Here is a 12,888-nt window from a genome sequence, read left to right on the forward strand (position 1 = left end):
CTCTCGACCGCGGCCTTCACCGGGGTGTTGTCCTCGAAACACTTGACGGTCGCCACCGGACCGGCAAAGCGGCGCACGGCGCCGAAATCCCGAAACACCGGTGGCAGCACGCGAAACGCGCCGCTGCCGTCGCCCTTGTGGGCATCGCACAGGTCGCATGTGGCGGGAATGTGGGTCGTATCCATCACTGCAAAACACTCCATGAAAAATCCCGGTCAACCAGGTGAGCAGCGCACATCATGCCTGCCCACCACAGGGACCGGCACGCACCCGGTGGCCTGAGTGTTGTTTTCCGCGACACAAACACCCCCTGTCCCTCTGAAAACCACGCAAAAACCCATGGCGCCACCTTGGAATGGCGCATCAACTCCATTAGCATGCGAGACACCAGCGAGATCGCGCGTTTTCGGCTGGGCAAAGACCACTTCTAGAAGGAACATCGATCATGGCAACTGCAAAGAAAGCTCCGGCGGCGAAGAAAGCCGCACCCGCGAAGAAGGCTGCGGCCCCCGCGAAGAAGGCCGCCGCACCGGCCAAGAAGGCGGCAGCGCCGGCGAAGAAGGCCGCACCGGCAAAGAAGGCCGCGGCCCCCGCGAAGAAGGTTGCGGCCAAGAAGGCCGCACCCGCCAAGAAGCGCACCCCCAATGCTGCCTTCATGAAGGCCATGACCCCGAGCGCCGCGCTAGCCGCCATCGTCGGCGCCAGCCCGCTGCCGCGCACCGAGGTCACCAAGAAGGTCTGGGAGTACATCAAGAAGAACAAGCTGCAGGATGCCGTCAACAAGCGCATCATCAAGGCCGACGCCAAGCTGAAGGAAATCTTCAAGAAGGCCGAGGCGAACATGTTCGAAATGACCAAGATGATCAACGAACACCTCAAGTGACGGCGGGCCTCTGGGCCACTGCCTCATGCGATGCAAAAGCCGGCACATGTGCCGGTTTTTTGCTTTCAGCGCTCATGGCCTGGACCCTTGTACCAGGCGATCCGTCACCAGCGCGCCGGCAGGTTCTTGAGCAGCCGGATGCGGCGCTCGTGCACCTCGATGTACCCGCCGGTTTCCAGGTCCTTGAGCAGGCGGCTGACCATCTCGCGCGAGCATGCGAGGTGCTGCGACAGCTGCTGGTGGGTCATTTTCTCCTGCAGGCAACGTGCGCCCAAGGCATCGGGTGGTTCGGCCATGCGGTCGAGCAGGCGCACCAGGCGGCCATAAACGTCGATCAGTGCCACGCTGCGCGCACTTTCGGTCGCCATCCGCGCACGCCGGATGATGTTGCCCATGAGTTCCAAGGCAAATTCGGGATGCGCAGCGGTGTAGTCCAGCAGGACCTGGCGCGCGATCACCGCACAGGTGCAGGACTCGAGCGCTTCGACATGAACCGGGCTCGGTCCACCATCGAGCAACATCTCGCCCACACATTCGAGCCGCCCATGGACGGCCAGCGTCAGCTCCTTGCCCTGGCCACCCGCCAGAAAGGTCCGCAGGCGGCCTTTCAGGACGATGTAGAGCGAGTCGCCGGTCTCGCCCTCCTGGATCAGCAGCGCACCGCGCCGGTACCGACAAGGCACCCCCAGCGTCGCCAGTGCCTCCTTGTGAGGCGAAAACGTGGGCGACAGGGGGTTCTCGGGCATCCGGAGCAATGCAAGACGGTTGCCAGCACCTTCAATCGTGTGGACACGAGGCGATGACCCGCAACGCGGGCACCACGGGCGGCAACGCGTTGACACGCAACAGCAACTGACGGATGCTGGTGCAGCCGGTCTTTTCGCGCAGCGCCTTGATCTGGCTGCGGACGGTGGATTCGGCCACCTGGTTCTGGCGCGCGATGTCGGGGACGTCCATCCCCGAGCACAGCGAGATGAGCACGGCTTCCTCGGTCGGGCTGAGGCTTTGCACGCGCGCGAACAGGCGCACCGCCAGGTTGTCGCGGGTATCCTGACGCGACAGCAGAATCAGCACGCTGGGGCTGCCGGATTCAAGGGGACTGCACAGCGGCACCAACGCCACCGACAGTTCGCGGCAACCACGCGCAAACAGCAACAGCCGCCGTTGTCCTCGCAAGGCCTGCTCCAGGCCGGCTTGCACCTGTGCCGTGATGTCGATGGTCGCCCCCATCAGCATGCCTTGGCGGACCACCAGGGTACGACCGCTGGCCAGTTCGTGGCGCGCCAGGTGATTGACATGCCTCAGGTACCCGCGGCCATCGGCCACCATGAGGCCGTAGTCAATCTCGTCGAGTACCCGGTGCAACTGCACCGGATCCACCCCCGGTGGCTTGCCCGGCTCGGCAGCCGGATGGGCGCCGGCTTCGTGGCGGCTGGTTTGGTGGTGCTTGTGGGTGACAGACCACATCGTGCGTTCCTCCCATCAGTCTTCCTGCGAATGGAGAAACTATAGACCACAAAGTATTAACTCTTAAGTAAACAAAAGTACATACGCTTGTGATCTATTCACATTTCTGTGTCCGGCTGCCCACACGGCTTCGCCATCGCCGACCGACCCCGCCGAACCCGGCGCCGCCAGCGGCCATCACCGCCCTGACCGGCGGCCGACCCCGATCGCTGCGTACACCGACAGCAGCAACACCAACGCTGCGATGCCCAGTGTGGCCCCATACCAGCCCCGGTCCATGAGCAGGCCAAAGAACAGCGGCGAGACGGCAAACCCGGTATCCAGTCCGGAGTACACCGTGCCATACACGCGTCCCGTCGCGCCCTTGGGGGTGGCCTGCTTGATCATCATGTCCCGGCTGGGACCACCCACCCCGATGGCAAAGCCGGTGATCGACAGCACGGCCATGGTGCCCGATGCACCCAGCCAGCCGGTCGCGCACACCAGCAGCAGGACGGCGCCACCGGTCATCGCCAGCGCAACGACGCGGTCGCTCGACCAGCGGCGGTGCTGCCCCCAGGCGGCAACAAAGCCACCCGTCAGCGTGCCCGCCGCGGTGCACAGCATGTAGGCGCTCAGCGTGAGGGTGGCCGCCTCGACGCTGACGCCATGAACGGCCTTGAGGATCGAGGGCGCGAAGCTCTGCACCACCGCCAGCGTGACGGTGGAGAGGAAGAAGAAGGCAAAGCACCACCAGACCACCGGCAACCGGAGAAAGGCCAGGTCGGCGCCGGCCGGTGCGTCTTCGTGCCGCTCCACCACCCGGGTCTGCAGCCAGTCGCGTTGCCAGAACAGGATGCCGAGCACGATCGCATACAGCACCGCCGCCGCGTGGTAGGCCGCACGCCAGTCGGCCAGGGCCGTGATGCCGACCAGAAAGGCCGGTGCCAGCGCCCAGCCGAGGTTTCCCGTGATGCCATGGACGCTGAAGGCGTGGCCGAGCCGCTGCGCCGAGACACGCTGGTTCAGGATCGTGAAGTCGGCCGGATGAAAGGGGGCATTGCCCAGGCCGGCCAACACCGCCACCAGCACCAGCCCGCTGTAACCGGTGGCCAGCGACGCCGCCAGCGACGCCAGGAAAAAGCAGGTGATGGCCGCGAACAGCACCGGGCGCGCACCCATGCGGTCCACCACGAAGCCGGCCAGCGCCTGACCGACCCCCGAAATCACGAAAAAAATGCTCATGAGCAGGCCGACATCGGCGTAGCTCAGACCGAAATCCCGGATGAAAACCGGGAACAGCGGTGCCAGCAGCAGGTGTGAGAAGTGTGAGGTTCCATGCGCCAGCCCCACCAGGCCGATGACGACCGCATCGTCTTTCAGCGGCACCGGATCGGGCTGTGGCAACGCATCAATGGTGGCGGTACTCATCTGCCCGCCCCGGCCGGGTCGGGCAGCACCTCCTGCACGCGTTCTTTCGGCCGGCACAGGCGCACGCCCAGCGGCGTCACCACAATGGGGCGTTCGACCAGCACCGGGTGCTCCACCATGGTGTCCAGCAACGCGTCATCGCTCCACGACGGATCGGCCAGGCCCAGTTCGGCATACAGATCACCCTTGGCACGCAGCACGTCGCGCGGCCGCAGGCCCATGGCCTGCAGCAGCGCCTGCAACTGCTCGCGGGTGTAGGGCTGCTTGAGGTATTCCACCACCTGTGGCGCGTGGCCGGCTTCGCGCAGCATGGCCAGCACGTTGCGCGATGTGCTGCAGGCAGGGTTGTGATAAATCGTGACCGGGAAGGATGAGGACATGGAACTGGCTTCGTTCTTGCTAGGACCGGATGGAAACCGCGAGCATAGCCGGGATGTCAAAAGACCGTCATGACACGGGGACAAAATCCGACGAGGCCACCACCGACGACAGCACAGCAGGGGAACCCCGCCATGACCGACATCTGCGTGTCACGAACATCCGCCTGTCTGGCCAGGACGCGCCGGGCCTGGGAGTTGCTGCCATTCCCCCATTTGCTGGGACGGCAGGCGCACAGCCTGATCCTGCTGGCCAATGGCCGGCGCAGCCTGCGCGAGCTGTCGCTGCTGATCGGCGACGACGTGGTACCGGTCGCACGCCAGTTGCTCGACACGGGCCTGCTGCAATTGCAGTGTCCCTCCGAGGCCCCGCTGGCGGACTGACGCCACCTTGCCACGGCTGCCGCCGTCACATCCAGCGGCGCAGCAGGCCCATCAGCCGGCGCAGGCGCGGGCCGTACGGCGGATAGAACAGATGCCCCATGGCCCAGCGCGATTGCAGCAGTTCGGGCTTCTCGTGCGTGAAACGCAGAAAACCGGTTTCGCCGTGGTAGGCACCCCAGCCGCTCTCGCCGACACCGCCGAACGGCAGCCCCTCGTGCGTGATGTGCATCAGCGTGTCGTTGACAGTGACCCCGCCGCTGACCGTTCGCGCCAGCACTCGCTCACGGGCACCGCGGTCCTGCCCGAACCAGTACAGGGCCAGCGGCCGCGGGCGGGCGTTGATGAGGGCAATGGCCTCATCGGCCGAATCGCAGGGCAGCACCGGCAGTATCGGGCCGAAGATCTCCTCGCGCATCAGCGCACCATCCGGACCGGGCTCGAACACCAGGGCCGGCCGCATCTGGCGCGGGTGGTGGCCTTGCGGTGCATCGGGCACCGCGGCCTCCACCACCCGGGCGCCCTGTGCCCGGGCGTCGTCGAGCAGCCGCTGCAGGCGCTCATGGTGCCGTTCGCTGATGATGGCCGCGTAATCGCGGTGGCCCGGCAACGTCGGAAACAGGCGCGCCACCGCCGCTTGCCAGGCGCGTCCGAACGCCGCCTCCTGTCCGCGCGGCAGCAGCAGGTAATCGGGTGCGATGCAGGTCTGTCCGGCGTTGAGCAGCTTGCCGTGGGCAATTTTCACGGCGGCGGCATCCAGGTCGGCCGAGCGGTCGATGATGCAGGGTGACTTGCCGCCCAGCTCAAGCGTGGTCGGCGTCAGATGGCGGGCAGCGGCTTCGGCCACGCGCCGGCCGATGGCCGTCGAGCCGGTGAAGAACAGGTGATCGAAGGGCAGCCCGGCGAATTCGGCCGCTACCCCGGCCCCACCGTTGATCACGCAGAACTCGTCGGACGCGAAGCGCTCGTGAACCAGCCGGGCCATGAGTGCCGAGGTGGCTGGTGTCAGTTCGCTGGGCTTGAGCATCACCCGGTTGCCCGCCGCCAGCGCCATCAGCGCCGGGCCGAAAGACAGCTGCAGCGGGTAGTTCCAGGGCGCGATCACCCCGACCACACCCAGCGGCTGACGCCGGATGCGCGCCGATGCCGGCCACAGGTACACGGGCGTGGACACGCGCCGGGGCCGCATCCAACGAGGCAACTGGCGCCGGACCTGGCCGATCATGGCGCGCAGCACGAACAGGTCGGCCACTTCGGTCAGTTCGCGCGAGCGCACGCCAAAGTCGGTCCGCACGGCCTCGCACCAGGCATCCAGATGCGTTTCGAGCAGCGCCTGCAGGCGCTCCACGCGGTCGCGGCGGGCCTTCAGGCTGACGTCGGGCTGCGCACGACTGGCCTGAAACTGGGCATCGAACAGTGACCGCATGGGCGTCTCCGGGGCTATCGGCGTCATGCGACGATGGTAGGTCCTGGCGCCATTGGCGACCCGTGCGGCCCGTCGCGCCCGCGTCTCAGGCGCTCACGGGCTCACGCGCCTGGACATCCTCCGGCGGCTGCTCGGCCATGGCCCGCAGGGCCTGCGGCACCACCGGCCGGGTGGCGACCGGTCGCAACCAGCGCTGGGTCAGCAATTTCTCGCAGACGCGCCGTGTCATCGTGTGGGCACGCCCGCCCCGGCTGGTGAACATGAACAGGCTGCCCTTGGTGCTGGCCCATACCAACTGGGCCCGCAGCCACCGGCCATCCGAAAACAGGTCGACCCAGCCGCCCACGTGCAGGCTCGCCAGCAGCGCCGCCAGCTCGTCGGCCGGGACGCCATCCTGCTGCGCCACCGCGGTGCCGCCAGCGCCAGCGCCGGCGTCACCGGCACCCAGCTCACCGTGTCCGCTCGGCAGCGCCTCAACGAAACCGGCCGAGGCCAGCTCGCGCTCGCCGATCCAGGGCTGCTCCGGTGGCCGGGGCTTTTGCTGTTCGGGGGTGGCCACGTCCAGCGCCGGGTCGGGCACCTCGCTCTCGCCCCCGATCTCCAGCGGCATGGAGCCGGACGTCGCATGGTCGGTGCGGGCCTTGAGCCGGCGCAACTTGAGCACCGGCTCATGCAGCTTGAGCAGCGCATCAAAAAACGTCTGCGTTTCCTCGGGCGATTTGCCCAGCATGTCCAGCCCCTTGCGCAGGGTCTGCAGCATGCCCGGAACGATCTCGAACAACTGCCTGGGCTGGCGCAGCGTCACCTCCCGGCGCGTGCTCCACAGCAGATGACTGATGACCTTGCGGAAGCCGAACGGGTCGGGTCCCTGATCGGCATGGGTCAGTTGCGCCGATGCGATCACCAGCGACCATGAGCCATAGAGGAAATCCAGCACAATGCCGGGTACGTTGTAGATATCGGGGCGATGGCTGATTTCCCAGGCAATCTGGTCGGCCAGTTCCTGCCGAGCCTCGGCAAAGCGCAGGGCGTCAAGCTGGCGCTGCTTGCGGGTTTCCTCCTCGGCGTCGGCCCCCTGCCACTGCGCCTGCAGGTCGGACAATGCTTGCGCGAAGGGCGCGGCATCGGCCGATGCGGCCGCGTTGAGTGTCGCGACTTTCTCGCGCAGGGGCTCGAAGAAAGCCTCGAACTCGGGCGAGAACTCGTCGTTGTAGCGGAAGCTGCGCTGGGCGACGTTTTCAATCAGACGGCGCGCGGGATGCTCGTCCTGACTGAAATAGCGCGGCTGTGCCATCGCCAGGCGCAACAGCGCCGGCTCCAGGGCCACCACCGCCTCGCGCACCGGCGCCAGCAACAGCGGATCGCGCGCCACCTGGTTGACCAGCTTGCGAACCACATCCAGGCCTACCGCCTGCGATACCTTGTCCGCCTGGTGTTTGAGTTCGAGCAACACGCGCGAACGCTCGTGTGGCGCCGCGTACGTACCCCAGCGTTCGGTGCTGAGTTGCGAGCCGGCATTGACCAGCCGCGCCGGACGTTCGACCACGGGCAAATCGCGGTAGCGGTTGAGCTCGCGCTCGATCACCACCTCATCGAGCTGCGGCAGCGCGGCCTGCGCATCCACACGCGCCAGCTCGCGGCGCACCTGCTCGTAATAACTGTTGTCCAGACGGGCGTCGAACACGCCGTCCTCGTCGCTCAGGAAGGCCCGCATCACCTCGTGCTGCAGCGGTGTCTGCTCGCGCGCCAGGTCGCCCATGCGCAGGCTCATCGGTGGCAGCTCGGGACGCTCATGCAGCGAGCCCTCGCTGCCCCATGAGGTGACACCGGCGCCGTCTTCCAGCCGGCCACCCGAGGACAGCGGCGCCATTCTCGAGGACGAAGGCGAGTCCGCCACCAGACGGATGCGGTAGCTGGCTTCCAGCACATTGGCGCGCTGCAGCATCAGGGCCACCTGCTCGTACAGCTGTGACAATTCGCGGGCCAGCGGCGGTGCCACATGCTGCAGCCACAGCGTACGCACCTGAATGTCGGTTTCGCGTTCGGACATCAGGTCGCGCAGGGCACGCACGAACACCGACGGCCGGATCGGATTTTTCTCGGCATGCACCGTCTCCAGGCCGATGAGCGAACTCATGCGCGCATCCACCATGGCCAGTTCCTGCTCCACCGCGGGCATCAGGGCCTGCAGCAGCCGGGCCGCTTCCAGCGACTCGTTGATCGCCGAATCGTCCACCAGTTCCAGCAACGAAGAGTCGGACAGGCGCGACAACGCCGAGGTGTTCCCTTCTTCGCTGCCCAGCCGGAACGCCTGCTCCAGCCGTCCCGGGTAGTGGGCCGTCAGCACGCCGCGCTGCTGCTGCAGATTCCACCACGCGCGGGCCATGCGCTCGCGCTCCATCACCTCGCGCCCCTGGTTTTCAGCCTGCTGCAGGCTGCTGACGGCCGCGTCGATGCAACGCCCGAGCAACAGGGGCGTTTCACGCAGGATGCGGGCAAAGCATTGATCGAGCAGTGAAGAATCCGCCGACATATCCTGAACCAACGAAGCAATCCACAGATTGCAGAGAACCTGTCAGGTTATACCCGCGTCGCGCACCCCAAAAGTCGTCAGAGTGGCACGACCGCCACGGACAGGGGTCCTACCGGCCACAATCAATTGAAACTATTGGTTACTGACGTGTCAGGAATCCATAAATGATTACAAAAGCATGCATTCCGCCGGAATGCATGCTTTGCGCCCCACGTCAGGCCTGCACTTCAGGCTCGCCGAACTCGAACACGCCCGGATGGCGCACCGGGTCCACCGTCACCGGGATCACCGACTTGGGCGGGTAGCGGCCTTCGAGCAGGTAGCGCGACAACGGGTTCTCGATCCGCTGCTGGATGGCACGCTTGAGCGGCCGTGCGCCGAACACCGGGTCGAAGCCGACCTTGGCCAGCTCGGCCATCGCCGCCGGCGTGACCTCCAGGCGCAGGTCCATCTTGTGCAGGCGCTCCTGCAGCGACCGCAGCTGGATGGCCGCGATGGCTTCGATGTGCCGCGCGTCGAGCCCGTGGAACACCACCGTTTCGTCGATGCGGTTGAGGAACTCGGGCCGGAAGTGCTGCTTGAGCTCGCCCCACACCGCCTCCTTGATCTCCTCGGCCGGCTGCCCCACCATCGACTGGATCAGGTGCGAGCCGATGTTGCTCGTCATGACGATGACCGTGTTCTTGAAGTCCACGGTGCGCCCCTGGCCGTCGGTCAGACGTCCGTCGTCGAGCACCTGCAGCAGCACGTTGAACACGTCGGGGTGGGCTTTTTCCACCTCGTCGAGCAGCAGTACGCTGTAGGGCTTGCGGCGCACGGCTTCCGTGAGGTAGCCGCCTTCTTCATAGCCCACATAGCCCGGCGGCGCGCCGATCAGGCGGGCCACGGAGTGCTTCTCCATGAACTCGCTCATGTCGATGCGCACCAGGTGCTCCTCGCTGTCGAACAGGAAGCCGGCCAGCGCCTTGCACAGTTCGGTCTTGCCCACGCCGGTCGGGCCCAGGAACAGGAACGAACCCGTGGGACGGTTGGGATCGGACAGGCCCGAGCGCGAGCGGCGGATGGCGTTGGCCACGGCCGAGATGGCCTCGTCCTGACCGACCACGCGCTCGTGCAGCTTGTCCTCCATGCGCAGCAGCTTGTCCTTCTCGCCCTGCATCATCTTGGCCACCGGGATGCCCGTGGCGCGGCTGACCACCTCGGCAATCTCCTCGGCACCGACCTGGGTGCGCAGCAGTTGCCGGGCCGGCCCTTCGGCGGCCTTGCCGGCTTCCTTGGCCTGCGCCTCCTTGAGCTGCTTCTCCAGTTCGGGCAGCTTGCCGTATTGCAACTCGGCCACCTTGTTGAAGTCGCCCTTGCGGGTGTACTCCTCGATCTGCAGGCGAAGCTTCTCGATGTTTTCGCGCACCTGCGCACTGCCCTGGGCCTGGGCCTTCTCGGCTTTCCAGATCTCTTCCAGATCGGCGGCTTCCTTCTGCAGGCGTTCGATCTCTTCCTCGATCAGCTCCAGACGCTTCTGCGAGGCTTCGTCGGTTTCCTTGCGGATGGCCTCGCGCTCGATCTTGAGCTGGATCAGCCGGCGGTCGAGCCGGTCCATGACCTCCGGCTTGGAATCGATTTCGATCTTGATCTTGGCCGCAGCCTCGTCGATCAGGTCGATGGCCTTGTCGGGCAGGAAGCGATCGGTGATGTAGCGATGGCTCAGCTCGGCCGCGGCCACGATGGCCGGGTCGGTGATGTCCACGCCATGGTGCACCTCGTACTTCTCCTGCAGGCCGCGCAGGATGGCGATGGTCTGCTCCACCGTGGGCTCGTCCACCAGCACCTTCTGGAAGCGCCGCTCGAGCGCGGCGTCCTTCTCGATGTACTTGCGGTATTCGTCGAGCGTGGTCGCACCGATGCAGTGCAGCTCGCCGCGCGCCAGCGCCGGCTTGAGCATGTTGCCGGCATCGATGGCACCCTCGGCCTTGCCGGCGCCAACCATGGTGTGGATCTCGTCGATGAACAGGATGATGCGGCCCTCGTCCTGGGCCACTTCCTTGAGGACGGACTTCAGCCGCTCCTCGAACTCGCCGCGGTACTTGGCACCGGCCAGCAGGCCGGCCATGTCGAGCACCAGCACCCGCTTGTCGCGCAGCGTCTCGGGCACCTCGCCGTTGACGATACGCTGCGCCAGGCCCTCAACGATCGCCGTCTTGCCCACGCCAGGTTCGCCGATGAGCACCGGGTTGTTCTTGCTGCGACGCTGCAAGACCTGGATCGCGCGACGGATCTCGTCGTCGCGGCCGATCACGGGGTCGAGCTTGCCCTGGCGGGCGCGCTCGGTCAGGTCCAGTGTGAACTTCTTCAGCGCCTCGCGCTGGCTCTCAGCCTCGGGGTTGTCCACCTTCTGACCGCCTCGCACGGCGGCAATGGCCGTTTCCAGGCTCTTGCGCGACAGACCGTTTTCGTTGGCGATGCGACCGATATCGCCCTTGGCGTCGGCCGCGGCCAGCAGGAACAGTTCACTGGCGATGTACTCGTCACCACGCTTGATAGCTTCCTTCTCGGTGGCCTGCAGCAGCTTGACCAGGTCCGGGCCGGGCTGGACCTGCTCATGCCCCTGCACCTGCGGCAGGCGCTGCACGGCGGCCTCCAGTGCCTGTGTCAGGCCCGGCACATTGACGCCGGCACGCTGCAGCAGCGATGTCGGCCCATCGCTCTGGCGCAGCATCGCCAGCAGCACGTGCGCCGGTTCGATGTAGGCATGGTCCGCCCCCAGGGCCAGGCTTTGTGCCTCGCCCAGAGCTTCCTGGAATTTGGTGGTGAGTTTGTCCAGACGCATATTGAATCCCCCGTAATCGTGAACTGCCACCCATGTGGCGCCCGCGCGCCACATTTCAAGATCCGGTACCCCCGCCGCGGCCGGGGCCTTCAGCGCCAGTAGGCGTATGTCCAGGCCGGCCGGAAGCCGAAGCGGGTGTAGAGTGCGATGGCACCCTGGTTCGAGGCCTCGACCTGCAGGAAGGCCTTGTGCATGCGCCGCTCCAGCGCCTTCAGGGCCATGGCCCGCAGAATGCCCGAGGCCAGCCCCCGCCCACGCGCCTTGGGCACGGTGCGCATGCCGTGGATGCCCAGCCACCCCTCGCTCAGCGAGGCCATGCCGACCGCCTGTGTCTCGCCCACCATGCGCACACTCGCGTACAGGCAGCCCTTGGCCCGCGTCATCAGGCGGGCACGGTGGGCGCCGTCCTCCGCATCGAAGCCTGGGCCCACGTAGGTGGCCATCCAGTCCTCATCGGGCTCGGCGGACAGATCGCAGGAGGCCACCGCCGGCACCGACAGCAGACCGGCCAGCGGTGCCGTCATCACATGGGTCGGCTTGCTGCGCAGGAATCCGCGGTCATCCAGCGCCTGATGGACCGCTTGCCACGACGGATCATCGGGCACACGGAACCAGGGTTCGAACCCTGCCTTCGTGTAGAAGCCGTCGATCCTGGCGATGTCGTCCGGATCGGGTCGGTCATGCCGCAGGGGCACGGCGCTGCGCGCGCGGCCCACGGTGCCGTGATCCATGGGCAGCAGCCAGTCGCGCCAGGCCTTCATCTGGGGGGGCGGAACCGCCTTGAGCGTGGCGCGCTCCAGTGCGGCGATGTCCTCGGGTTTGAGCGGCATCCGGCCTTCCTCCGGCTCTCAGGTGTTGGGCTGGTGTATGCCCCAACGCGCCAGCGCCGCATCGTCGGCGGCACGCGCATCGACCCAGCGCGCGCCCTCCGGCGTGAGCTCCTTCTTCCAGAATGGCGCCTGGGTCTTGAGGTAGTCCATCAGGAACTCGCAGGCCTGGAAGCTCTCGCCGCGGTGCGCGGACGTCACCGCCACCAGCACGATCTGGTCGGCAGGCTGCAGCAGCCCGACGCGGTGGATGACGCGCACCCCACGGATGTCGAAACGACGGCAGGCCTCGTCGATCATGCCCTCGATGGCCTTCTCGGTCATGCCGGGGTAGTGCTCGAGCTCCATCGTGGCCACCGACTCGCCACCGCTGTGGTCGCGCACCGTGCCGACGAAGGTACAGACGGCACCGACACCGCCATCGCCCCTGCGCAGGGCCGCCACCTCGGCAGACAGGTCGAAGTCCCCGGTCTGGATGCTGACCCGCCCCGTCATCGCATCAGCCTCCGGTCACGGGCGGGAAAAAGGCCACTTCGGCGCCCTCGGGCAGCGCGGCAGACTCGTCGCACATCGCCTGGTTCAGTGACACACGCACCGCCCGTCCACGCGCCAGCGCCTCGGCATGAGCACCGCCACGGGCCACCAGCTCGTCGCGCAGTTCGGCAAGCGTGCCGGCCGCCGTGTGCCACGGCTCGCTGCCCGTGCCGATCACCTCGCGGATCGAAGCGAAATACCTCAACTGGATCTGTCTGGTCGTCAT

The 12,888-nt window shown here is 66.6% G+C and carries 12 protein-coding genes and 1 pseudogene; 2 read left to right on the forward strand and 11 right to left on the reverse strand.

Annotated features, from left to right (window positions below):
* A pseudogene (locus tag PHQ87_RS04160) lies at window positions 1-185 on the reverse strand (ribonuclease); the annotation flags it as partial.
* 260 nt (window positions 186-445) lie between these two features.
* Between PHQ87_RS04160 and PHQ87_RS04165 the strand changes: the two are divergent.
* On the forward strand, window positions 446-883 hold the full coding sequence (locus PHQ87_RS04165) for an SWIB/MDM2 domain-containing protein (RefSeq protein WP_300231578.1): 438 nt from the start codon (window positions 446-448) through the stop codon (window positions 881-883).
* 104 nt (window positions 884-987) lie between these two features.
* On the opposite strand, the gene PHQ87_RS04170 is transcribed toward PHQ87_RS04165, so the two are convergent.
* The 4 genes from PHQ87_RS04170 to arsC all read right to left on the reverse strand — a co-directional run bounded on the left by PHQ87_RS04170 (window position 988) and on the right by arsC (window position 4,140).
* Window positions 988-1,629, reverse strand: coding sequence for a Crp/Fnr family transcriptional regulator (locus PHQ87_RS04170; RefSeq protein ID WP_300231580.1), 642 nt, complete (start codon window positions 1,627-1,629; stop codon window positions 988-990).
* 31 nt (window positions 1,630-1,660) lie between these two features.
* Entirely contained in the window at window positions 1,661-2,350 is a 690-nt protein-coding gene (locus PHQ87_RS04175; RefSeq protein WP_300231581.1) for a LuxR C-terminal-related transcriptional regulator, read from the reverse strand.
* Between the two features lie 177 nt (window positions 2,351-2,527).
* Window positions 2,528-3,760, reverse strand: coding sequence for an MFS transporter (locus tag PHQ87_RS04180; RefSeq protein WP_300231582.1), 1,233 nt, complete (start codon window positions 3,758-3,760; stop codon window positions 2,528-2,530).
* Window positions 3,757-4,140, reverse strand: a complete 384-nt coding sequence (gene arsC / locus PHQ87_RS04185) for an arsenate reductase (glutaredoxin) (protein ID WP_300231583.1) — start codon at window positions 4,138-4,140, stop codon at window positions 3,757-3,759. The genes PHQ87_RS04180 and arsC overlap by 4 nt, the downstream gene beginning before the upstream one ends.
* Before the next feature lie 132 nt (window positions 4,141-4,272).
* On the opposite strand from arsC, the gene PHQ87_RS04190 reads away from it, so the two are divergent.
* Entirely contained in the window at window positions 4,273-4,521 is a 249-nt protein-coding gene (locus tag PHQ87_RS04190) for a hypothetical protein (RefSeq protein WP_300231584.1), read from the forward strand.
* A gap of 25 nt (window positions 4,522-4,546) precedes the next feature.
* Here the strand turns inward: PHQ87_RS04190 and PHQ87_RS04195 are convergent, their stop codons facing one another.
* The 6 genes from PHQ87_RS04195 to PHQ87_RS04220 form a co-directional block, all read right to left on the reverse strand.
* Window positions 4,547-5,971: a coniferyl aldehyde dehydrogenase gene (locus PHQ87_RS04195; protein WP_300231585.1), complete on the reverse strand. Its 1,425-nt coding sequence runs from the start codon at window positions 5,969-5,971 to the stop codon at window positions 4,547-4,549.
* Window positions 5,972-6,029: 58 nt separating this feature from the next.
* The gene (locus tag PHQ87_RS04200) at window positions 6,030-8,477 is read right to left on the reverse strand and encodes a DUF1631 family protein (RefSeq protein ID WP_300231586.1); all 2,448 of its coding nucleotides are present in this window, start codon (window positions 8,475-8,477) and stop codon (window positions 6,030-6,032) included.
* A gap of 214 nt (window positions 8,478-8,691) precedes the next feature.
* Window positions 8,692-11,301 carry an ATP-dependent chaperone ClpB gene (gene clpB, locus PHQ87_RS04205; RefSeq protein WP_300231587.1) on the reverse strand — a complete coding sequence of 870 codons (2,610 nt, stop codon included), beginning with the start codon at window positions 11,299-11,301 and terminating at the stop codon, window positions 8,692-8,694.
* 89 nt (window positions 11,302-11,390) lie between these two features.
* Window positions 11,391-12,131, reverse strand: a complete 741-nt coding sequence (locus tag PHQ87_RS04210; protein WP_300231588.1) for a GNAT family N-acetyltransferase — start codon at window positions 12,129-12,131, stop codon at window positions 11,391-11,393.
* Window positions 12,132-12,149: 18 nt separating this feature from the next.
* On the reverse strand, window positions 12,150-12,623 hold the full coding sequence (moaE, locus tag PHQ87_RS04215) for a molybdopterin synthase catalytic subunit MoaE (RefSeq protein ID WP_300231589.1): 474 nt from the start codon (window positions 12,621-12,623) through the stop codon (window positions 12,150-12,152).
* 4 nt (window positions 12,624-12,627) lie between these two features.
* Window positions 12,628-12,888, reverse strand: a complete 261-nt coding sequence (locus tag PHQ87_RS04220) for a MoaD/ThiS family protein (RefSeq protein ID WP_300231590.1) — start codon at window positions 12,886-12,888, stop codon at window positions 12,628-12,630.

Origin of the sequence: Hydrogenophaga sp., from assembly GCF_028698005.1 — a bacterium.
Lineage (GTDB): Bacteria > Pseudomonadota > Gammaproteobacteria > Burkholderiales > Burkholderiaceae_C > Hydrogenophaga.

What these genes read in the sequence shown, in the direction of transcription:
- PHQ87_RS04165 (WP_300231578.1), top strand. Translation starts at nt 446, where the DNA reads ATGGCAACTGCAAAGAAAGCTCCGGCGGCGAAGAAAGCCGCACCCGCG.
- PHQ87_RS04170 (WP_300231580.1), bottom strand. Translation starts at nt 1,629, where the DNA reads ATGCCCGAGAACCCCCTGTCGCCCACGTTTTCGCCTCACAAGGAGGCA.
- PHQ87_RS04175 (WP_300231581.1), bottom strand. Translation starts at nt 2,350, where the DNA reads ATGTGGTCTGTCACCCACAAGCACCACCAAACCAGCCGCCACGAAGCC.
- PHQ87_RS04180 (WP_300231582.1), bottom strand. Translation starts at nt 3,760, where the DNA reads ATGAGTACCGCCACCATTGATGCGTTGCCACAGCCCGATCCGGTGCCG.
- arsC (WP_300231583.1), bottom strand. Translation starts at nt 4,140, where the DNA reads ATGTCCTCATCCTTCCCGGTCACGATTTATCACAACCCTGCCTGCAGC.
- PHQ87_RS04190 (WP_300231584.1), top strand. Translation starts at nt 4,273, where the DNA reads ATGACCGACATCTGCGTGTCACGAACATCCGCCTGTCTGGCCAGGACG.
- PHQ87_RS04195 (WP_300231585.1), bottom strand. Translation starts at nt 5,971, where the DNA reads ATGACGCCGATAGCCCCGGAGACGCCCATGCGGTCACTGTTCGATGCC.
- PHQ87_RS04200 (WP_300231586.1), bottom strand. Translation starts at nt 8,477, where the DNA reads ATGTCGGCGGATTCTTCACTGCTCGATCAATGCTTTGCCCGCATCCTG.
- clpB (WP_300231587.1), bottom strand. Translation starts at nt 11,301, where the DNA reads ATGCGTCTGGACAAACTCACCACCAAATTCCAGGAAGCTCTGGGCGAG.
- PHQ87_RS04210 (WP_300231588.1), bottom strand. Translation starts at nt 12,131, where the DNA reads ATGCCGCTCAAACCCGAGGACATCGCCGCACTGGAGCGCGCCACGCTC.
- moaE (WP_300231589.1), bottom strand. Translation starts at nt 12,623, where the DNA reads ATGACGGGGCGGGTCAGCATCCAGACCGGGGACTTCGACCTGTCTGCC.
- PHQ87_RS04220 (WP_300231590.1), bottom strand. Translation starts at nt 12,888, where the DNA reads ATGACGACCAGACAGATCCAGTTGAGGTATTTCGCTTCGATCCGCGAG.